The following is a 22,985-nucleotide window of genomic DNA, read 5'->3' on the forward strand; positions in this document are numbered from 1 at the left end:
GCTAGCACCATGCACCGCACCGACCGCATTTTTAGCAGGAATATAGATTGTTAGTAGCTAGTAGCTGGTAGCTAGTAGCAGTCGCAAAAGCGAAGCCAGCGACTGCGTGTACTAGCGGGTACCAGCGGGCACTAGCGCTCACTAACAATCTATATACAGTGTTATGTTTGAATTATACACTTTTTTAACTCATAAGAGTTTTTAGCGTTTTAATTTGCTCATTTGCTCAAAAGGTATGTTTTCTATGCGCGGACCATTCTAGGGCTTGTCAACAGAATGGTCTAAAAACCCTTTTAAACCGTAGGTTTGGGGTGGTTAACCCCTTTTGGTTTTATTTTGAAAAAAGTCCGAAAAAACTTGAGCAAATTAATGAGCAAATTAGTGAGCAAATTAAGAAAAAATCTTTTAATTTGCTCAAGTTTAGAGTAAGTAAATTCAAAAAAATGATTAGAAAGGGAGAAATGACAAAGAGAAAACAAACAACGACTTATATTTTTGAACAGCAATTAAAGCCTGATTTTTGGGACTGGTCAGAGGACAGTAAAAAGTTGTTTTTAAATTGGGAAAAAAATAAAATTGAAATTTTTAAGGAAATCTACGAACGAGTGAGGCTGATGACTGAATCGGAAGACTTAAAAATTGCTTTGATTATTCATGATAAAGATATTTCTTATGGTACAAAATTAGTTGAACCCCATATTCATGGGTATATAGAATTTTCTAATAAAAAGGATTTAAATGTTTTGGCTTTAAACCTTGGTATCTTGCCACAATATATTGAGTCTAGTGGACGTGGTAAGTATGGGAAGGTAAATTCAAAAGCCTATCTTATCCATGCCAAGGATAAAGATAAATATCAATATCCAGCTAGTGATGTAGAAACATTTGATTCATTCGATTATGAAGCATTTATCAATCAAAATAAAGAAGATTTTGAGAAGTATGCAGCCACAAAGAAACGTGAGAAATCAGATGAAAGTCTAGATTTGGTGTTGGCTAAAGTATATAAGGGGGAACTGACTTATTTTGATATTATGAAAGACGATAATTTGTATTATCTGATGGCAAACAATCGTCAGAAATTCCTTGAAGGACTTGATATTTTCGGTGAGCGTGAAAGTGTGCTAAGACTGGAAGCATTGCAAAATGGGGAGTATGATTTGACTGTTTTATATATTCAAGGTAAGCCTGGGATTGGTAAGTCTACACTTGCTAGAGATATTGCTTTAGAGGTTCAAGGAGCGCTTGAAAATGCAGGTTTAAGAGGTGGCTCATATTCTGCAAGTTCAAAAAATCCATTTGACAATTACTCAGGAGAGGAAATCCTTATTTTAGATGATTTGCGAGAGGATAGTCTAGCTCCTGCGGATTGGTTGAAGTTATTCGATCCAATTAACTCGGCTCGAATGTCAGCACGTTATAGAAATAAGTTAGTAGTTCCGAGATTGGTTATTATGTCCGCCTATATGTCTCCAAAACAATTTTTTGGACAAATTCAAGAAGAGGATATAAATCAGTATTTAAGACGTGTCAATTATTCTTCTGAAATTGTTAGAAAACATGGAATGGAAGAAAGATTTTATAGTGTTTCAGAAGTTCGAGAAAATAGAGAAAATGGGCATTTTCAACGTCCTGATGGCTCTAGCGTCGTTTTGAACTTTGACTATGAAGATTTGTTTTGTTCGCAAGATAAGGGCGATTTTATTCGTAAATTGCTTGAAGATTGTATCTATCCTAGAATATTACCAAAGAAAGCAAAGGATGTGACAAATGACTAAAAAAATCGTGATGTTCTTTAATAAAAGATTAGATACTGACCTTTGTGTAATACGATTTAAAAAGACTATACAGATAAGTCAAGAACTGAATAATATTTATATGTTCCTGAATGATAGGAATTTATGGAATAGATGCAAAAAAAAAGATGCGTGAAAATCAATCACACATCAAAATAAAAAACCAAGATAATTATAACATAAAGAAAGGGGAAAAAGTATGTTTGTTGTAAAAAAAGATTTAATGAAATTAGGATTTTCAAGTTGGCAAGCTATGATGTTAGTAAAACAGGCTAAAGCAAAATTAGCTAGTCAAGGCTTAACCTGGTATGAAAGTAAAGGTTTAGGACGTGTACCTCTTGAAACAGTTGAGGAAATTTTGGGAGTGAAAATAGATGAAGATAGCTTGTTAGATACGGAAATCAAGGAAAATGCCTAAAATATCTAGTATTTATCCTATGAGCAATGGCACGTATAGAGCGACTGTTTCTTTAGGTTTTGATGTTCAGACTGGTAAAAGGATACAAAAGTTTAAGAATGGCTTTAAAACGCAAAAGGAAGCTCAAGAGTGGCGCTTACGTATGCTTGCTGACTTTGGTAAAGGTTCTATAACCGTTAATAGCACAATGACTTTTAAAAAGTTTCTTGATGACTATTTTATACCAGACTATAAAAGCCAAGTAAGAAAACGTACTTTTGATATGACACAATCAAAATTTAAAAGACTGTCATATTTTGAAAACATGAAGTTATCAGATATTCAAGCACCTCATGTAAAGAAGTGGCAAAATGCAATGTTTATAGAGGGATTATCTAATAATTATATTCGTTCTGTTCATCAAATATTACAACAAGTTTTTGATTTAGCAGTTAAACTAGGTATGTTGTCAAATAATGTTGCTAAAACGGTGGGAAACGTAAAGAAAGACCGTCCTAAAGTTGATTTTTGGACGGTGGAAGAATTTCAGCTATTCATTAGTACATTTGATAAATCTAATATCTATGAATTATTGTACTTTACTACATTTTGGTTTTTCTTTATGACTGGAGTTAGGACAAGTGAATTACAAGCTATTGAATGGTCAAAAATAGATTTTGAAAAAGGTACTGTTTTAATAGACTGCTCAATGTATTATAAAAGCCAAAAAGAGTGGTATCTTACTGATACGAAATCTATATCAGGTGTAAGGCTTTTGTATCTTGATGATGATACATTAGAACATTTGAAATATTGGAAGAAAGTACAATCTCAAATAGGAGAATGTAAATTTGTATTTTCCATAGCAGATAGTCCGTTGGTAAAATCAACTCTAAAACGTGTTTTGAAAACTCACAGTGATTACGCAAAAATAAAATCAATACGGATCCACGATTTAAGGCATTCTCATGCCAGCTTTATGCTCTCTCTAGGAATGAACGATTTAGAAATGCAAAATCGTCTAGGACATGCTGATATTAAGACCACACTTGGAACGTACTCTCATTTAAGACCAAATGCAATGAAAGAAGTCGCTACTAGAATGACTGGGAAAGTAGTGGTGAGTGATAATAATATCAGAAAAAGTAAATTTAATGGCAATCAGCATACTAAAAATTTTCAATCTAAAGTTTTGTCTGACTAGCGAAGTCTGTCCGATTAAACTTTAGATTACTACGGTAAACTATTAGTGTTTACCGTATTATTAGTTATAATTCATATAATTCCAAGATTACATTTGAAATACTAGTTAGCAACTCTTGCGAGTTTTCCCTATTTATTACTCACAATATAAATTGAAAATAGGCATAAAAAAGACGATAGATTTTTTATTTCTATCGTCTTTAATACTTTACGTTCGACAAACATGAAGTTGTTTACTTACAGTACTTCTCTATTTTGTAGCTATATTCTTTTAGAAGTCCCCGTGAATAAATTTTTTTCTTTTTTGAATCTCTAACTTCTTTCCAAAGAATAGCCGCAACTTTTAACTTGTTGGAGTAATGATTGCTAAATTCATCTGCACAAAAATCTTTTAGAAATTGATTCCATTGGCAAGCTGAATTATCATACTTGGCGTAGTCTGACTCTCCATAGTATATTTTAATCATATCTTGGATTGTAAAATTTATGTTGTTGTCCCGTTTTACTTTTCGCCAAGCTGTTGCCATATCAGCATTAAATTTAAACGGATTAACACCTGTTACAGCTGAAAAATAATCTCGAAATTTCTGATTAAAGGAAAAACCACATTCAAGTAATGATGTATTTAGGGTTATTATTTCGGTTTGATTTTTGTTTCTTTTCCTCAAAAATTTTTCTACTCTATTTCCCTTAAAATATTGTTCTATAATATGATTTAATTCTTTTTTTGAACATCTGTATTCTAATCCAAGGTACTTACAAATTTGTGAAAGCTCTTCTCGATACCAGTAGTATCTGTTAAATTCTTCAAATGATTTTATATCTCTAAAATCAGGTCTATTTTCTTCCAAATTCTCACCTCTACAACTCCAAATTTATCTTATTATACCATATATACCTATTTAAAAGCAGATTAAAGATAAGTATGGTTTATAGGAAAAATAGTAGTTTTGTTGTTAAATTGTTGTTAAAATAAAGTAAAAAGCCTTAGAAAGATTGATTTCTAGGCTTTTTTTAACTAATTAACTCTATTCCCACTCAACAGTTGCAGGTGGTTTACTTGTAATATCGTAGACGATACGGTTAACGTGGTCGACTTCGTTTACGATACGTACAGAGATTTTTTGGAGAACTTCCCAAGGAATCTTAGCGAAGTCAGCTGTCATTCCATCGATAGAAGTGATGGCACGGATAGCGATTGTGTAGTCGTAAGTACGACCATCTCCCATAACACCTACTGAACGAACTCCAGTGTTGACAGTGAAGTACTGCCAGATATCGCGGTCAAGACCAGCTTTAGCGATTTCTTCACGAAGGATAGCGTCTGATTCGCGGACTGTTTCAAGTTTTTCTTCAGTGATTTCACCCATGACACGGATTGCAAGACCTGGTCCTGGGAATGGTTGGCGCCATACGATGTGGTCTGGCATACCAAGCTCTGTACCAAGGGCACGAACTTCATCCTTGTAGAGTGTGTTAAGTGGTTCGATCAGTTCAAACTGCATGTCTTCTGGAAGACCACCCACATTGTGGTGAGACTTGATGGTTTGTGCAGTATCCGTACCTGACTCGATAACGTCTGTATAAAGAGTTCCTTGAGCAAGGAATTTCACATCTTTAAGTTTGCTTGCTTCGTCATCAAAGACATAGACAAACTCGTTACCGATAATCTTACGTTTTTGTTCAGGATCAGAAACACCTGCCAATTTATCCAAGAAACGTTTGGCAGCGTCTGCTTTGACAATGTTCAAACCAAACTTACCACCAAGCATATCCATAACTTGGTCAGCTTCACCTTTACGGAGAAGACCGTGGTCTACAAAGATACAGATCAATTGATCACCGATTGCTTTTTGGAGAAGAACCCCAACAACTGAAGAGTCAACACCACCTGAAAGACCAAGGAGAACACGTTTGTCTCCAACCTTTTCACGGATTTGTTTGATTTGCATCTCGATAAAGTTATCCATGGTCCAGTCACCTTTGGCACCACAGATATTCAAGGCAAAGTTACGAAGGATATCATAGCCGTGAACTGAATGACGAACCTCTGGGTGGAATTGGATACCATAGATTTTCTTGTCCGGATTTTCGATTGATGCATAAGGACAGTCAGCTGATGTACCAGTACGAACGAAATCAGCAGGAATTTCTGTAACAGCATCCCCGTGGCTCATCAATACAAGTTGTTCTTCTGGAGTTCCAGCAAAAAGAGCAGATTCTGTGTGAGTCAATGTTGATTGACCGTATTCACGGTTACCAGCATCGCCGGCAGGAACAACCTTTCCTCCAAGTTTGTGAGTCAAAAGCTGCATACCGTAGCAGATTCCTAAAATTGGAATACCCAATTCGAAAATTTCTGGATCAATATCAAACGATCCTTCTTCGTAAACAGAGTTTGGACCACCTGAAAGTACAATCCCGATAGGATTGATAGCACGGACTTCGTCAGCCGAAATCTTGTGACTTTTTAGTTCTGAAAAGACACCAATCTCACGGATACGGCGTGAGATAAGTTGGTTATACTGGCTACCATAGTCCAGTACGATGATCTTTTCGACATCTTGCAAATCAGTTGAAATGTTGCTCATCTTTTCCCTTTCTTAAAAGAAATATCTTCTTGAATATTCTATCATAAAAGGGTTAGAATTACCAACTAAACAAGTGCGGTTTGACTTTTCCCTATGAGTTACGGTACAATGGAAAAAATAAAGAAAAGAAGTGATCAAGCATGTTACCAGCTTATATGAAAATCCACGACCAAATCAAGAAAGACATTGATGAGGGGAGTTGGAAAATTGGAGAAAGACTTCCTAGTGAACGAGATTTAGCAGAAGAATTTGCCGTTAGCCGCATGACCTTACGTCAAGCAATCTCTCTTTTAGTTGAAGAGGGGGTTTTGGAACGGCGTGTTGGTAGTGGGACCTTCGTTTCAAGTACACGAGTTCAGGAAAGAATGCGTGGAACAACTAGTTTTACGGAAATTGTTAAAGCTCAAGGGAAAACGCCATCTAGTCATCTGATTTCCTACCGTCGTACGATTCCAAATGAGCAAGAAGTTGCTAAACTAGGTATACTGCCAACTGACAATATTATTCGTATGGAACGTGTCCGTTATGCGGATAAGGTTCCTGTTGTCTATGAAGTGGCATCGATTCCTGAGAAATTTATCAAAAATTTCAAAAAAGAAGAAGTAACCAAGCACTTCTTTCAAACCTTACAAGAGCATGGTTATCGAATTGGTAAATCTCATCAGACCATCTATGCTCGACTAGCCAAAGAAAAGATAGCTCATTATTTAGAAGTTGAAAAAGGACATGCTATTTTAGGGCTGACACAGGTTTCTTACTTTGATGACGGCACTGCTTTTGAGTATGTAAAGAGCCAATATGTCGGAGAACGGTTTGAATTTTATCTAGAAAATAATTAGTTTATAACATCACTCTTAAAGTAGAAACTCATCTACTTTAAGAGTTTTTATTTGGTTAAGATTAGAAAACATTTTCCTAATAAGAAAAATAGCAATCATACGAGTATTTTTCAAAGATTCGTGTTATAATAGATAGGTTATATGGTCCCGATAAGGTGGTGGGATTGATTGTAAATACTCTTCCTACCAGTTCTTTGTAACTCTATAACGAATATTTTTTAAGGGGGGACATTTTTATGTCAGAACGTAAATTATTCACGTCTGAATCTGTATCTGAGGGGCATCCGGATAAGATTGCAGACCAAATTTCAGATGCTATCTTGGATGCTATTTTAGAGCAAGATCCAGAGGCGCACGTTGCTGCTGAAACTGCTGTTTATACAGGTTCAGTCCATGTCTTCGGTGAAATTTCAACAAATGCTTATGTCGATATTAACCGAGTGGTTCGTGATACTATTGCAGAGATTGGTTATACCAATACTGAGTATGGTTTTTCTGCGGAGACGGTGGGAGTTCACCCATCACTTGTTGAGCAGTCACCAGATATAGCCCAAGGTGTTAATGAAGCCTTGGAAGTTCGTGGAAACGCAGATCAAGATCCACTTGACTTGATTGGAGCTGGAGACCAAGGTCTCATGTTTGGTTTTGCAGTGGATGAAACAGAAGAACTCATGCCATTACCGATTTCACTTAGTCACAAACTGGTTCGTCGCTTGGCAGAGCTTCGTAAGTCTGGTGAAATCAGCTATCTTCGTCCAGATGCCAAATCACAGGTCACTGTTGAGTATGATGAAAATGACCGTCCAGTGCGCGTGGATACAGTTGTTATTTCAACCCAACATGATCCAGAAATCAGCAATGAGCAAATCCATGAAGATGTGATTAACAAGGTTATCAAAGAAGTCATTCCAGCTTCTTACCTAGATGATGATACTAAATTCTTTATCAATCCAACAGGTCGTTTCGTTATCGGAGGACCTCAAGGAGATTCAGGTTTGACTGGTCGTAAAATCATCGTGGATACCTATGGTGGTTATTCACGTCACGGTGGTGGTGCCTTCTCTGGTAAGGATGCGACTAAGGTTGACCGTTCAGCTTCTTATGCAGCTCGCTACATTGCTAAAAACATTGTTGCTGCAGGTCTTGCTAAGAAAGCTGAAGTGCAATTGGCTTACGCAATTGGGGTGGCTCATCCAGTATCTGTTCGTATCGATACCTTCGGTACGGGAACAGTCGCTGAAAGCAAATTAGAAGCAGCAGCGCGTCAAATCTTTGACCTTCGCCCAGCAGGAATCATCCAAATGCTGGATCTCAAACGTCCAATCTACCGTCAAACAGCGGCTTATGGACATATGGGGCGTACAGATATTGATCTTCCTTGGGAACGCTTGGACAAGGTAGAAGCCTTGAAAGAAGCTGTTAAGTAACATAAAAAAAGATTGGTCTAAGGACCAATCTTTTTTAGTTTATAATTACTTATCTAGTATTTTTACAAAAGCCCAGTTTCCAATTGACTTTGTTCCGTAGTCTAATATCATGGAATCCAGTAATTCATACTTGTTTTTTTCATAGAAACACACATTTTTCTCAGTGCTGGTGATTAAGCCTAGACGTTTGCAACCTTTGGCTTTAAGATAGGGTTCAACACCTTCTTGTAGGAATGCACTCCCGATTCCTTGGTTTTGGATTGAAGCGTTGACTCCTAACATCATCAAATACCAATCAAAGTTCCCAGATTTTTTCAAATGTTGTTCAGAGCGATCGACTAAATCAAGATATTTCAAGAGATTGCGTGGGCTAATAAAACGGAAAAGCTTGATAATCCCATTCAACAAATAAGATAAGATGGAAAAATCCTTTTGTTGTAGAAGTGCGATAGCCAGAATTTCCCCGTCTCGTTCAGCGACTAGACAGGTCTCTCCTTTGATGTAGAGTCTGGTTAAAAGGCTATACAGCAATTCTAAGAATGCTGGGTAATATTCTGGTTTCTTTAAATCATCTTTGATAAGAGTCATGAAAGGGTAGTTCATAAAGGCTCCAGCCAATACTTTCCCGATTTTTTGGTGTTCATCTAGCCTGGCTTCTCTATATACTATTTCTTTCATATCATACTCCTTCATTTTCTCTCTCTAACTATTATAACGAAATTTCTTTCATTTTTCGATTAAAATGTGAAATATTCACAAAAAAGCTTTAACTACAATAATTTTTTGAAGAAATAAATAAGAAAAGGGACTAAAAAACCCCGCAGTTTTATCTGTAGGGTAGATTAATTCTATTTTGTAGGAATTGAAATTTCAATCAATTTATCAGAATAGAGGGTTTTGATATTTGCTTCATCAACAGCTTGTTTATCAATTTTACGATTTAAAAAGAATTCTTGGATTTTCTCAATTTCTTTTTCACGGATTGCACGATGTTTATTGGAAATGAGGATTTCGTAATGAAGCGGAGCCTGAGTAAAAATAACATCTGTATTTCCCGCAGAATAAACCTCTACAAGCGTTGCGTCAGTGCTTTCTAGCTGACTTTTAACAAGTTGCGAGTGTGAATTTGTAGTATTGATAAGCTTCATAGGGTTTCCTCCTGTATTTCTATGTCTATTATAGCACTTTTTGAGAAATTTGGTAAAGATAGTTTAAATTTGATGTTGTTTTTTCCAAGCTTCGATTGCCCATTTGTGACTTCCACGTTTTAAGTTAGCAATAGCTTCATCGATTGGGAACCAAGCTAGATGATTGAAGTCTTCGAGAGGTTTTTGGATTTCTTGGTAAGAAGTGGCTTCGTATAGATAGGCTGGATTGTAGTAGTAGGTATCACGATGGCTGGAATAGAAATATTCATCAGCTTGCCCGTAGTAGGTGCCGATTTCAGCTGTAAATCCTAATTCTTCAATCAATTCTCGTTTGAGAGCTTCAAGGTGGTTTTCACCTTCTTCAATTTCACCTCCTGGTAAGAACCATGCACCATTTGGAGCTTGTACGAGGATAATCTTTTCGTGGTTTGCATCAGGTATGACTGCATAAACGCCATATCTATTTTTGTAGGTTACTCCCTCTTTTTTTTCTCCAAATGTTGGATTTGCCATAAATTTCTCCTTCGTGAGTGCGCTTTCTTTCTATAATAGTAAAGAATGTTCTCACTGTCAAGCAAGAACATTCTTTTGTATGTGAGGAACTAGTCGTTTGACTCGACCGTTTCCGTTTTATTTTTGGACTTAATCACGATTTTACCTTTACTTGTCATGACTGCCTTGAGGTCTTTTTCACTAGGATTTTCAAGGTAGTAGTCTGTAATGGCATCTTCGATATAGTCTTGGATGGTACGACGGAGTGGACGAGCTCCCATTTTTGGATCGTAACCAAGGTCTACAAGTTTTTCTTTAACCTTATTTGTTACATCTAAATGGATGTTATTGCTTGAGAGACGTTTATTCACATCATCCAACATAAGGTCAACGATTTGAAGGAGATTTTCCTTGCTGAGGGCCTTAAATTCGATAATACCATCAAAGCGGTTCATGAATTCTGGGCTAAAGAAGTTGCCTAATTCTCCAAGGACAGAGTTGGTACGACCTTCTCTAGCTGCACCAAATCCAACGCTTGCTTCAGCCTTTCCTGTACCTGCATTTGAGGTCATGATAATGATGGCATCCTTAAAGCTAACAGTTCGTCCTTGACCATCCGTTAAACGCCCATCATCCAAAACTTGAAGGAACATATGCATGACATCCGGATGGGCTTTTTCGACCTCATCTAAGAGGATAAGTGAGTAGGGGTTGCGACGGACTTTCTCGGTCAATTGTCCAGCCTCATCATAACCGACGTATCCTGGAGGGGCACCGACGAGTTTGGCAACACTATGTTTTTCCATGTATTCGCTCATATCAAAGCGAATCATGCTATCAGCAGAACCAAAAAGCTCAATAGCTAGTTGTTTAGAAAGTTCTGTCTTACCGACGCCAGTAGGACCAACAAAGAGGAAGCTACCGATTGGACGGTTTGGAGTACCGAGACCAACACGGTTACGACGGATAGCCTTGGCAATCTTATCAACAGCATCATCTTGGCCAATAACATGTGCCTTGAGATCATCTGCTAGGTTGATCAGTTGAGACTGTTCTTTTTCTTTAAGGTCGCCAACTGGAATATTAGTTTTTTGTTCAATGATGTGTTCAATCGTCTTTTCACTGATGATTGGAGTATCCTGATCCGTTACCTTTGTCTTTTGCATTTCCTTATATTTGGCAATCTGATCACGGAAGTAGGCGGCTTTTTCAAAATCTTCGTCACGAGTTGCTTGAGCCTTGAGATTTTCCGCTTCGATTAAGCGTTGGTCGATAACCTTTGGATCCACAAAATTCAAGGTTAAGTTCATTTTTGAACCAGCTTCATCTAAAAGGTCAATAGCCTTATCTGGCAAGAAACGATCTTGGATGTAGCGATTAGAAAGAGTAGCAGCGGCTTCGATAGCTCCGTCAGTATAATGAACGTGGTGGTAATCTTCGTATTTCTTTTGAATACCTTTAAGAATAATAATGGTCTCTTCCACAGTTGGTTCATCAACTTTGACAGGTTGCATACGGCGCTCAAGGGCAGCATCTTTTTCGATGATGCGGTATTCATTGAGGGTAGTAGCACCCACTAACTGAAGTTCGCCACGAGATAGGGCTGGTTTGAGGATATTGCCTGCATCCATATTCCCGTCTCCAGCAGAACCAGCACCGACAATTTCGTGAATTTCGTCGATAAAGAGGATGACATCTTTGCGCTCACGGATTTCTTCCATGAGTTTTTGCATGCGCTCTTCGAACTGTCCACGAATTCCTGTGCCTTGAACAAGACTCACGACATCTAGGCGGATGACTTCTTTCCCTTGAAGTTTGTGGGGAACATCACCGTCTACAATTTTCTGTGCTAAGCCTTCGACAACTGCTGTCTTACCAACACCAGGCTCCCCAATCAGTACTGGGTTGTTTTTAGTTCTGCGGTTGAGGATTTCAATGACACGGATGATTTCTTCGTCACGGCCGATAACTGGGTCGACATTTCCACGACGGGCAATCTCGGTAATATTGATACCATACTCATCCAAGAGTCCTTTTTCTTGACTAGGAGGAGGTGTTTGAGCTGGTCCACGATTTTGAGAACCATAACCCCCATTACCACCGTAACCGCCACCTGACTGGGTTGGAGGAACATTATTATTAGAAGAAGGTCTAAAGTTGTTCAGGTCGTTGAAGAAGTCTCCAAATGGATCAAAATCACGATTGTTTAAATCTGTAATGCCTTTGAACAAGCTATTGTTAGGATCTGTTTTGATAATTTTGTAGCAATTTTGGCAAAGATCGATTTGCTTTTGTTGCCCATTCAGATTAGTGTAAAGATGGATCGTTGAGTCATTGATTTTACAATTTTGACAGAGCATACCTCTACCTCGTTTCTTTCTTGGCTTTGACTAAAATAGAAAGGTCAAAAATAGTCAAAGTGCTTTAGTCTCATTATATCATGATTAAAGGGGAAAGCAAGCAAAAAGATTGCTTGTTACAATTAAACATTCCAGGCAATTCTTACTAGACTTTAGTGATAAAAATAAAAATCCCATTTGTCATGCAAAAAGGATTTTCATTGGTCAAAGCAGGAGTATTCTCCAGCCCATATTCAACTATTAGTATAAAAGTTCGTAGATTTCCATCGCAATGAGGTCGATGCTGTCAAATGTATAGGTTTCACGAGCTTCAACGTCACGAAGTGTAAAGAGTGGTCCGTTTTCTTCGTCGTAGTTAAAAGCAACCTCTGCGACAACAACTCCTTCGCGTTCAAAGTTACGTTTTAAGTTACCACCATCTTTTGTCATTGCTTCTAAGCGATTGATGATTCTAACCAAATGTGATTCCATTTTGATTCTCCTCCATTTCTTATCTTTACTATTTTACCATAAACAGACTCCACTTGACTAGAAAAAAACTAAGATTTCTCGCTATTTCTATCGTCTTTGAAAATTTATTGAAAATATTAGGAGAAAATGTTGAATTTTTATGCAAAATATGTTATCCTTATACAAGTTTTGAGTTTAAATATTAAAAATAGAAAGTAGAGTATCCATGAATTTTTCTTTTTTACCGAAATATCTACCGTATTTTAACTATGGTGCCGTTGTAACAATTATCATATCTATCTTGGTGGTCTTCTTGGGGACCATTCTAGGAGTGCTGCTGGCCTTTGCACAACGTTCGAAGATTAAACCACTTGCTTGGTTTGCTAATCTATATATCTGGGTCTTCCGTGGGACACCGATGATGGTGCAGATTATGATTGCTTTTGCCCTGATGCATATTAGTGCTCCAACGATTCAAATTGGGATTTTAGATGTTGATCTTACTCGTTTGATCCCAGGGATTATCATTATCTCTATGAATAGTGGTGCCTATGTATCAGAAACAGTTCGTGCTGGGATTAATGCAGTGCCAAAAGGACAACTAGAAGCAGCCTATTCACTAGGGATTCGCCCTAAAAATGCTATGCGCTATGTCATTTTACCACAGGCTATCAAGAATATTTTACCAGCCTTGGGGAATGAGTTTATTACCATTATCAAGGATAGCTCGCTCTTGTCAGCTATCGGGGTTATGGAGTTGTGGAATGGAGCTACTACGGTGTCAACAACCACATACTTACCTTTAACTCCACTTCTATTCGCAGCCTTTTACTACTTGATTATGACCTCTATCTTGACGCTGGCCTTGAAAGCTTTTGAAAATCGTATGGGACAAGGAGATAAAAAATAATGACTGAAACACTTATAAAAATTGAAAACCTTCATAAAAGTTTTGGAAAAAATGAAGTTTTAAAAGGGATTGATCTTGAAATTAAAAAAGGGGAAGTAGTGGTCATTATTGGACCATCTGGTAGCGGTAAGTCAACCCTCCTTCGCTCTATGAATCTCCTCGAAGAAGCGACAAAAGGCAAGGTTATTTTTGAAGGTGTTGACATTACGGATAAGAAAAACGACCTCTTTGCTATGCGTGAAAAGATGGGAATGGTTTTCCAACAATTCAATCTCTTCCCAAATATGACAGTTATGGAAAACATTACACTTTCTCCAATTAAGACTAAGGGAGAAAGTAAGGAAGTGGCTGAAAAGAGAGCGCATGAGCTCTTGGAGAAGGTTGGTTTGCCAGATAAGGCTGATGCCTATCCACAAAGTTTGTCTGGAGGTCAGCAACAACGTATTGCTATCGCGCGTGGTCTTGCCATGGAACCAGATGTCCTACTCTTTGATGAACCGACTTCTGCCCTAGACCCAGAAATGGTAGGGGAAGTACTAGCAGTTATGCAAGAACTTGCTAAGTCAGGTATGACTATGGTCATTGTAACACATGAGATGGGATTTGCGCGTGAAGTAGCAGACCGTGTTATTTTTATGGCTGACGGTGTAGTTGTCGAGGATGGAACACCTGAGCAAATTTTTGACCAAACACAAGAACAAAGAACCAAGGATTTCTTGAGTAAGGTTTTGTAAAATATCGTTTATTAGAAAAGCTCCAAGGGGGCTTTTTCTTATAGTTTCAGACTATAGGGTATCTTAGGTAAGAAGTGTTAGAAGGTCGAGCGATTTTTTGTTATAATAAAAGATATTTGTTAGAAAAGAGAAAATACATGACACAGATTATTGATGGGAAGGCTTTAGCAGCCAAGCTACAAGGACAACTGGCTGAAAAAACAGCCAAACTAAAGGAAGAGACAGGCTTGGTTCCTGGTTTGGTGGTTATTTTGGTTGGGGACAATCCTGCTAGCCAGGTTTACGTTCGTAACAAGGAACGTTCAGCTATCGCAGCGGGCTTCCAAAGTGAAGTTGTACGTGTTCCGGAGACCATTACTCAAGAGGAATTGTTGGAGTTGATTGCCAAATACAACCAAGATCCAGCATGGCATGGGATTTTGGTACAGTTGCCATTACCAAAACACATCAATGAAGAAGCTATTCTACTAGCCATTGACCCTGAAAAAGATGTGGATGGTTTTCATCCACTCAACATGGGGCGTCTTTGGTCTGGTCACCCAGTCATGATTCCTTCAACTCCAGCAGGGATTATGGAGATGTTTCATGAGTATGGGATTGACTTAGAAGGTAAAAATGCAGTCGTTATTGGTCGTTCAAATATCGTTGGTAAACCAATGGCCCAGTTGCTTTTGGCTAAAAATGCAACTGTAACCTTGACCCACTCTCGCACCCACAATCTAGCCCAAGTAGCTTCTAAAGCCGACATTCTTGTAGTAGCAATCGGCCGTGCTAAGTTCGTGACTGCTGATTTTGTCAAACCTGGAGCAGTTGTCATTGATGTGGGGATGAACCGAGATGAAAATGGCAAGCTCTGTGGAGATGTTGACTACGATGCTGTTGCATCAGTCGCTAGCCATATCACACCTGTACCTGGTGGAGTAGGACCTATGACCATTACCATGCTAATGGAGCAGACCTATCAGGCTGCTTTAAGAAGGCTGGATAAAGACTAATCTCGAGTACAATCATTAATAGGTATTTAAAGAGCAAGTTCTAAAAAGGGCTTGCTTTTTTTTGCTCGATTTCTACTAAAATTCCAGTAAAACTTCTACAAATTATTGAAAAAGTTCTACTATTTTGATATATTAAAAACATCAATATGTATATGCAAAAATAAGTAAGCGTCTAGAGGGAGGTTTATTTTTTGAAGAAAAATGTAATCGCTTACTATAACTTAGAAAGGAACCATAATGGATAAGAGATTTTTTGAAAAACGGTGTCATTTTAGTATTCGTAAGTTTGCTATTGGTGCAGCTTCAGTTATGATTGGAGCCAGTATATTTGGCCTTCAGGTAGCGCAAGCAGCTGAAGCAGAAACAGCTAGTCCTAGCGAAGAAACAGTTCATCAAGTTCAACCTTTAGATAAACTTCCAGATGATCTAGCTGCAGCCATTGCAAAAGCTGAGCAAAATGGCCCACAAGATAAGGCTACTGAAAAAGAAGAAAATGATGCGGTTGAACCCGCAAAACCAGCAACGGAAGAAAAAGAGCCTGAGGTAACAAGTCCTAAGGAAGAAAAGAAAGCGGAAGTAGTTAGTCCTAAGGAAGATAAAGCTGAAAAACCAGCTGCTGAAGTGGCTGAAAAAGCGCCTACAGTTTCAGAAGCTAGTTCTGAAAAGCCAGCAGTTTTGGAAGAACATGCTACTGAAGCTAATCAGAATAAACCAGTAACTAGTGATAAAGTTAAGGAAGAAAATACTTCTGCAACAGCATTACCTCAAGTGACTAAGGAGAAAGAAAAAGAAGACCAACTTTTACAAGAAAGAAAACAAAATTTCAACAAAGACTGGTACTTTAAATTAAATTCTCAGGGTGATTTTTCTAAGAAAGATGTAGATGTTCATGATTGGTCTAAGTTGAACCTTCCTCATGACTGGAGTATTTATTTTGACTTTGATCATAAGTCTCCTGCTCGAAATGAAGGTGGTCAATTAAACGGGGGTACTGCTTGGTATCGTAAGACTTTCACTGTAGACGAAGCTGCAAAGGATAAAGACGTCCGTATCAACTTCGATGGAGTTTACATGGACTCTAAGGTCTATGTAAATGGTAAATTTGTTGGCCATTATCCTAGTGGTTACAATCATTTTTCATACGACATCACTGAATTTTTAACTAAAGATGGTAGTGAAAATACCATTGCTGTCCAAGTTACCAATAAACAGCCAAGTAGTCGTTGGTATTCAGGAAGTGGTATCTATCGTGATGTGACGCTGAGCTATCGTGACAAGGTGCAAGTAGCTGAAAATGGAAATCATATCACAACTCCAAAATTAGCTGAACAAAAAGATGGCAATGTTGAAACACAAATCCAAAGTAAGATTAAAAATACTTCCAAGACTTTAGCCAAGGTATTTGTAGAGCAACAGATTTTTACCAAGGAAGGCAAGGCTGTTTCAGATTTAGTTCGCTCTGTAACTAAGAATTTGTCAGGAAATGAGACAGCAGACTTTAAGCAAACAATTTTGGTTAACAAGCCAACCCTCTGGACAACAAAAAGTTACCATCCTCAGCTCTATGTTTTGAAAACAAAGGTTTACAATGAAGGTCAGCTAGTTGATGTAACAGAAGATACTTTTGGTTATCGTTATTTCAACTGGACAGCCAAAGATGGATTCTCTCTAAATGGTGAGAGAATGAAATTCCATGGAGTTAGTATTCACCATGACAACGGTGCCTTGGGAGCAGAAGAAAACTATAAGGCAACCTATCGTAAATTAAAACTCCTGAAAGATATGGGAGTTAACTCTATCCGTACAACCCACAATCCAGCAAGTCCACAGTTGCTCGATGCTGCTGCAAATCTAGGACTTTTGGTGCAAGAAGAAGCCTTTGATACTTGGTATCGTGGTAAGAAAACGTATGACTATGGACGTTTCTTTGACCAAGATGCAACTCACCCAGAAGCTAAGAAGGGTGAAAAGTGGTCTGATTTTGACCTCAGAACCATGGTTGAACGAGATAAAAATAATCCATCCATCGTCATGTGGTCACTCGGTAACGAAGTGGATGAAGCAGATGGTGGTGAGCGCTCTTTAGAAACAGCTAAGCGCTTGAAAGCTGTCATCAAAGCAATTGATACAGAGCGCTATGTGACCATGGGTGAGAATAAATTTAGTAATAGGTCTACAGGAGAGTTCTTAAAATTGGCAGCAATCATGGATGCTGTCGGTATGAACTATGGGGAACGGAACTATGATGCTGTTCGTAAGGCTCATCCAGACTGGTTAATCTACGGTTCAGAAACCTCTTCAGCAACTCGAACTCGTGATTCCTACTTTGACCCTGCTCATTTACTCAGTCATGACAACCGTCGTAATCGTCATTATGAACAATCTGACTATGGAAATGACCGTGTTGGATGGGGTAGAACAGCTACTGAATCATGGACTTTTGACCGTGACCGTGCTGGCTATGCAGGTCAGTTCATCTGGACTGGTTTTGACTATATCGGTGAACCAACACCTTGGCATAACCAGGACAATACACCAGTGAAAAGCTCATTCTTCGGTATTATCGATACGGCTGGTTTGCCTAAGAATGATTTCTATCTCTACCGTAGTGAATGGTATAGTGCCAAAGAAAAACCAACAGTTCGTATCATGCCTCACTGGAATTGGACAGATGAGACACTTAGAGAACGCAATATGCTGGTCAATGGCAAGGTTCCTGTACGGACCTTCTCAAACGCTGCTAGTGTAGAATTATTGTTGAACAACCAGACTCTCGGCAAGAAAGAATTCACCAAGAAAACCACTGCGGATGGTCGACCTTATCATGAAGGTGCTAACCCTGGTGAATTGTATCTTGAGTGGTTGGTAGAATATAAACCAGGCACCTTGACTGCTATTGCTCGTGATGAAAATGGTAAAGAAATTGCGCGTGACAGTGTAACAACAGCAGGAGAACCTGCTAGAGTTCGCCTCACTAAGGAAGAACATGTTATTACTGCAGACGGTAAAGATTTGTCTTACATCCATTATGAAATTGTTGATGAAGATGGCAATGTTGTGCCAACTGCAAATAATCTTGTTCATTTCAATCTTCATGGGCAAGGGCAAATCGTTGGTGTGGACAATGGAGAACAAGCTAGTCGTGAACGCTACAAAGCTCAGAAAGATGGTACATGGCAAAGAAAAGCCTTCAATGGTAAAGGTGTTGTCATTGTAAAATCTACTGAAAAAGAAGGGAAATTCACCCTATATGCGGATTCTGCAGGTTTAGCTTCTGATCAAGCAACAGTCACAACCGTTTCAGGCAAGAAAGAAAATCGCCACTTTGTCTCTTTTGCCCCTGTAAAGGCAACTACTGATGTCAGTGAAAATCCTAAATTGCCAGAAACTGTGACAGCTATTTATAGCGATGGTAGTGTCGAAGAAAAAACAGTGACTTGGGATATTCCAGACAATCTCCGTGCAAGTGCTGGTGCGAAAAAAGTCCTAGGTAGTGTGGAAGGTATCGAATCCAAGGCTGAAGCCCTTGTTAAAGTTATTGCCCTTGATAAGTGGTTACCTAAAGTTGCAACCGTTCCTGTTGGTACAAGCGTAGAAGATTTGGATAAGACTGTTACAGCTGTTTTATCAGACGGGAACTTAGTTGATGCGGAAGTCGTTTCATGGACCTTGAAAGATCCTGATGCCTTGAAAAAAGAAGGTGGACGAACAGAAGCAACTGGTAAATTAGTAGGTAATGACTATGAGGTGACAGCAACCTTTATCGCAAGTGATCAGAAAACAGAAAATACTGTTGCTGGTCTCACTGTTGGTGACAAGACTCTCGCAGACTTTGAGACTGGAAAGACCTATTACCGAGTAACCCTTCCTTACAGTGCTGAGATTCCAAATGTCAGCGCACAAACTACTGGCTACCAAGTAACTGTTCAACAAGCTTCGGCTGCTAATGATTATCAGGCTTCTGTGTTCTTGAGTAACCAAAAGGGTGATTTGGTTCAAACATATTTGATTCAGTTTGTGAAGGAAGCCCCTGCCTTGACACGCTTGGAAGTAAGTGTAGAAGGTAAAGAAACTGCAACAGAAGATCAAGTCCTCCCTTATCATGTCATTGGACATTACGAAGATGGTTCGCAGAGTGAATTTTCAGCATCAGATATTCACTTGGAAGCTAGCTCTACTGATGGTGGGCATCTTGAAGTAAACGGACAGAACTTGCTTCTTTACAAGAAAGGTAGTGTAACCCTCACTCCTCGTATTGACAATCAATCTGATAAGACACAATCTGTAGCCACTGTAGTGGTCATCAAAGAAAATAAAGCAGAAAAGAAAATTGTTAAGCTTCATCCTGTTTCAATCTCTACAGATATCAATCAGCAACCAATATTGCCTGATCAAATCGGCGCAGAATTTGACCAAGGTTTACCTCGTAAGGTAGCCGTAACTTGGGACAAGGTAGATGCAAAAGAACTCGCTAGCTATCATAGCTTTACCCTTAAAGGGCATGTAGAAGGTACAGACATTGAAGCTACTGCAAATGTGACTGTTGAAGGTTTGCAGGTCGCAGAAGAAATCAGTCTCACTCTTCCTAAAGGTGAAACTGTTCAATTGCCAGCTAATGTACGCGCCTACCATTCTAATGGAACAACTGTTTATAAAGATGTCGTTTGGGACAAGGTTCCAGCCAACTTTAGCCAAACTGAAGGAATCTTTGAAATCAAAGGTCAATTGGTTGGAAGTCATTTGACTACCAAGGCTCATGTGCGTGTTTCCAGTCAAGTTGTTGCAGGAAATAATATTTCGAAACAATGGACAGGTTCTCAATTGCCAGCAGCTATCGTATCCAATACTGGTGGGGATGATTCGGCGAATACTTTGAACGACTTGACAGTTTCAAGAGCTAATACAGATGTCAAGAATCGATGGACTACATGGCAAACAGGCACAGATGATGATTGGGCATCTATCTTGTTTGGTAATTCAGGAGATTTAACCAAACGCTTTGTCGATAATCTCTCAGTTGATTTCTACACAGATGGTGCAATCGGACTTCCAAAAGAATATGTCATCGAATACTATGTTGGTCAAGAAATTCCAGATCTGCCAACTGATGTCAATCATGCTCAAGGAGATGCCAAGCATCCATTTAACAATGCCGCCAACTGGAAAGAAGTTGAACATCTCAAAGCACCAGGACAATTATCCGCAAGCCAAACTAACCACTTTACGTTTGACAAGGTTGAGACCTATGCAGTTCGTATTCGCATGAAGAAAGCAAATGGAACTGCCGGTGTCGGTTTGACTGAAATTACAATCCTAGGAAATAAGGTTCCAAGTGCTACAAGTTCAGACATTACGATCAAAGTAGATGGTCAAAAGCTTGAGCATTTCAATCCGTCTAAGACAGACTACCATATTGCTCAAACTAGTAAAGAAATCACTGCAACAGCTAGCAACAATGGTGTAGTAACGATTGTCCCTGCCACAAGTCCAACAGGAGCAACTCGTCTCATTTTGAAGGCAGAAGACGGAACCATCTTGAAAGAATACCGTATCTTCCGCGATGGTCAAAAAGAATCTACGCAACCAGTAGCTGCAGAAAATGGTGCTGTAACATTAAATGTTGGTGATAAGATTCAACTACCTACAGAAGTGACAGTCTATTATCCATCACAAACAGATTGGACAACAGATAAACTAGCTGTAGAATGGGATGCAGTCCCTGAACATGCGACAGACCAAGAAGGTACCTTTGAAGTGCTTGGTCATATCCTAGGAACAGACCTGACAACTAAGATGCAAGTAACCGTTCTTGCAAGAGGAAATCAAGTTATCTCAGAGAATGCAAGCAATAATGCGACTGACTCTAAAGCCTTTGCCTCTACCACAAACGATACCCAGGCTGCTTCTAATGATAGAATCTTCTATATCAACGATGGTCGATTTAATGAGGATGGACGTTGGACCAACTGGTCTCGTACTCCAAAAGACCAAGAAGTATCTGTAGGAGTACTCTTTAAGAAGAATGGTCAGATTACACCTAAATCGGTTGGAAAAGTAGCCATTCAGTTCTTCAAAGACAGTGGTACAGATGCACCAGCGACAATGGTACTCGAAAGATATGTTGGACCAGCTTATTCTGAACCAAGCACTATTTCACGTTATGAGGAAAATGCGGATCATCCGTTTAACAAGGCAGAGAATTGGCAAGAAATTCCTTATAAGGCATCTAGCGCAATCGAGGCTGGTAAACCAATCGAATTTACCTTTGATCCAATCCAGACAACCGCTATTCGAGCACGCATGACTCGCAAATCAACCACTAATGGTCTAGCGATGGTTGAGTTTAGTGCTTATTCTCCAGCTCAAGCTAGTGATTCAGAAACACCTGCAGTGACTATTTCAGTTGCTGGAAAAGTATTGGAAAACTTTGATCCTGCTGTTTCAGAATATCGATTAACCACTAATGGAGCGAAACCACAGGTGACTGTCCAAACAAGTGGTCATGCTGTAGCGACTGTAGTTGAGTCAAGTCAAGACAATCTTCCAACACTTGTTCGACTTCTTGCTAAAGATGGTAGTCTTGTGAAAGAATATCGCCTTCACTTTGAAGCTGGTTCAGAAGCTAGTCATGCAGTGGATGATCAAGCTCTTGTCCTAGACCGTCCAAGTCTCGAAGTTGAGAAAGTTGTTATTCCATTCAAGGAAATTATTCGTGAGAATAGTGAACTAGCCAAAGATGAACGTCGTATCGTCTCAGAAGGTAAAAATGGAGAAAAAGTAGACTATGTCGAAGTATTAGGAACAAGTCGTAAAATTGTTCACACTGAAACAAGTGATGCAAAAGATCAAATTGTTGAAGTAGGAGTAAAAGAACTTGTTACAAGTAGCAAGGGTGACGAGCCGGCTCCTGTTCTTGAAATTCCAGAATACACAGCCCCTATTGGAACTGTAGGTGAGGAGCCAGCCCCAGTAGTAGAAGTTCCAGAATATAGCGACTATATCGGTACTGCAGGTGACCAAGCAGCCCCAATCGTTGAAGTTCCAGAGTTCAAGGGTGGAGTTAATTGGGTCGAAGCCGCTAAAAATGAAGTTCCAGAGTTCAAGGGCGGAGTTAATTGGGTCGAAGCCGCTAAAAATGAAGTTCCAGAGTTCAAGGGCGGAGCTAATTGGGTTGAAGCTGCTAAAAATGAAGTGCCTGAATTCAAGGGTGGAGTCAATGCTGTCAAAGCAGATAAGAACGAGCTCCCAGAATACACAGGTCCTTTAGGTACCTCAGGGAATCAAGCAGCTCCAACAATCGACAAACCTGTTGCCGATATTCGAGGTTTATCTGATAAACCTTCAGAAACTCAGGCTTCTGCTAAACAGACCCAGGGTTCACAAGTCCTTGAAAATACTTCAGGGAAAGCAGACTCAGCAAGACTTCCAGAAACTGGTGAAAGTCAATCTGATACAGCAATTTTCCTAGCAGGTCTCAGTCTAGCCTTATCAGCAGCATTCCTAAATGGGAAACGCAAGGAAGAATAATGACTCATAACTCATTATTCTAAAGCTGATCATTATAAAAAAAGGAGAAGACTATATAGTCTTCTCCTTTATTAATTGGGTAGTGAGGTGTATAATGAAAGTAGGAACAAGCATGA

General features: G+C 39.0%; 16 protein-coding genes. 9 read left to right on the top strand and 7 right to left on the bottom strand.

What is annotated here, in order from left to right; genetic code table 11:
• Positions 1-461 precede the first annotated feature (461 nt).
• From HW271_RS02575 to HW271_RS02585, 3 genes are all read left to right on the top strand, one after another.
• Positions 462-1,778 (top strand): Rep family protein, encoded by a 1,317-nt coding sequence (locus HW271_RS02575; RefSeq protein ID WP_178895647.1) that lies wholly within the window; start codon positions 462-464, stop codon positions 1,776-1,778.
• Between the two features lie 217 nt (positions 1,779-1,995).
• Entirely contained in the window at positions 1,996-2,214 is a 219-nt protein-coding gene (locus tag HW271_RS02580; protein ID WP_178894743.1) for a DUF3173 family protein, read from the top strand.
• The gene (locus tag HW271_RS02585; protein ID WP_178894744.1) at positions 2,207-3,397 is read left to right on the top strand and encodes a tyrosine-type recombinase/integrase; all 1,191 of its coding nucleotides are present in this window, start codon (positions 2,207-2,209) and stop codon (positions 3,395-3,397) included. Before HW271_RS02580 ends, HW271_RS02585 begins: the two co-directional genes overlap by 8 nt.
• A 232-nt stretch (positions 3,398-3,629) precedes the next feature.
• Here the strand turns inward: HW271_RS02585 and HW271_RS02590 are convergent, their stop codons facing one another.
• Together HW271_RS02590 and guaA are read right to left on the bottom strand one after the other, a co-directional pair.
• Entirely contained in the window at positions 3,630-4,247 is a 618-nt protein-coding gene (locus HW271_RS02590) for an SAP domain-containing protein (protein WP_178894745.1), read from the bottom strand.
• Positions 4,248-4,424: 177 nt separating this feature from the next.
• Positions 4,425-5,987: a glutamine-hydrolyzing GMP synthase gene (gene guaA / locus HW271_RS02595; RefSeq protein ID WP_178894746.1), complete on the bottom strand. Its 1,563-nt coding sequence runs from the start codon at positions 5,985-5,987 to the stop codon at positions 4,425-4,427.
• A 140-nt stretch (positions 5,988-6,127) separates the two neighbouring features.
• Here guaA and HW271_RS02600 point away from each other — a divergent pair, with 140 nt between their 5' ends.
• Together HW271_RS02600 and metK are read left to right on the top strand one after the other, a co-directional pair.
• Positions 6,128-6,826 carry a GntR family transcriptional regulator gene (locus HW271_RS02600; protein ID WP_178894747.1) on the top strand — a complete coding sequence of 233 codons (699 nt, stop codon included), beginning with the start codon at positions 6,128-6,130 and terminating at the stop codon, positions 6,824-6,826.
• Positions 6,827-7,062: 236 nt separating this feature from the next.
• Positions 7,063-8,253: a methionine adenosyltransferase gene (gene metK, locus HW271_RS02605; protein WP_178894748.1), complete on the top strand. Its 1,191-nt coding sequence runs from the start codon at positions 7,063-7,065 to the stop codon at positions 8,251-8,253.
• A gap of 45 nt (positions 8,254-8,298) precedes the next feature.
• Here metK and HW271_RS02610 read toward each other — a convergent pair whose 3' ends face one another.
• The 5 genes from HW271_RS02610 to HW271_RS02630 form a co-directional block, all read right to left on the bottom strand.
• On the bottom strand, positions 8,299-8,931 hold the full coding sequence (locus HW271_RS02610; protein WP_178894749.1) for a GNAT family N-acetyltransferase: 633 nt from the start codon (positions 8,929-8,931) through the stop codon (positions 8,299-8,301).
• A gap of 170 nt (positions 8,932-9,101) precedes the next feature.
• On the bottom strand, positions 9,102-9,401 hold the full coding sequence (locus HW271_RS02615; protein WP_178894750.1) for a DUF1827 family protein: 300 nt from the start codon (positions 9,399-9,401) through the stop codon (positions 9,102-9,104).
• Between the two features lie 63 nt (positions 9,402-9,464).
• Complete coding sequence (locus HW271_RS02620) at positions 9,465-9,914, bottom strand: NUDIX hydrolase (protein ID WP_178894751.1); 450 nt, start codon at positions 9,912-9,914, stop codon at positions 9,465-9,467.
• An 89-nt stretch (positions 9,915-10,003) separates the two neighbouring features.
• The gene (locus HW271_RS02625) at positions 10,004-12,253 is read right to left on the bottom strand and encodes an ATP-dependent Clp protease ATP-binding subunit (RefSeq protein WP_178894752.1); all 2,250 of its coding nucleotides are present in this window, start codon (positions 12,251-12,253) and stop codon (positions 10,004-10,006) included.
• Between the two features lie 240 nt (positions 12,254-12,493).
• Complete coding sequence (locus HW271_RS02630) at positions 12,494-12,724, bottom strand: DUF1797 family protein (protein ID WP_178894753.1); 231 nt, start codon at positions 12,722-12,724, stop codon at positions 12,494-12,496.
• A 205-nt stretch (positions 12,725-12,929) separates the two neighbouring features.
• Between HW271_RS02630 and HW271_RS02635 the strand changes: the two genes are divergently transcribed.
• The 4 genes from HW271_RS02635 to HW271_RS02650 all read left to right on the top strand — a co-directional run bounded on the left by HW271_RS02635 (position 12,930) and on the right by HW271_RS02650 (position 22,869).
• Complete coding sequence (locus tag HW271_RS02635) at positions 12,930-13,613, top strand: amino acid ABC transporter permease (RefSeq protein ID WP_178894754.1); 684 nt, start codon at positions 12,930-12,932, stop codon at positions 13,611-13,613.
• Positions 13,613-14,347 carry an amino acid ABC transporter ATP-binding protein gene (locus HW271_RS02640; protein ID WP_178894755.1) on the top strand — a complete coding sequence of 245 codons (735 nt, stop codon included), beginning with the start codon at positions 13,613-13,615 and terminating at the stop codon, positions 14,345-14,347. Before HW271_RS02635 ends, HW271_RS02640 begins: the two co-directional genes overlap by 1 nt.
• 137 nt (positions 14,348-14,484) lie before the next feature.
• The gene (locus tag HW271_RS02645) at positions 14,485-15,342 is read left to right on the top strand and encodes a bifunctional methylenetetrahydrofolate dehydrogenase/methenyltetrahydrofolate cyclohydrolase (RefSeq protein ID WP_310437578.1); all 858 of its coding nucleotides are present in this window, start codon (positions 14,485-14,487) and stop codon (positions 15,340-15,342) included.
• 237 nt (positions 15,343-15,579) lie between these two features.
• Positions 15,580-22,869, top strand: a complete 7,290-nt coding sequence (locus tag HW271_RS02650) for an SIALI-17 repeat-containing surface protein (protein WP_178894757.1) — start codon at positions 15,580-15,582, stop codon at positions 22,867-22,869.
• Positions 22,870-22,985: the final 116 nt, after the last annotated feature.

Source organism: Streptococcus sp. oral taxon 061 (genome assembly GCF_013394695.1).
GTDB lineage: Bacteria > Bacillota > Bacilli > Lactobacillales > Streptococcaceae > Streptococcus.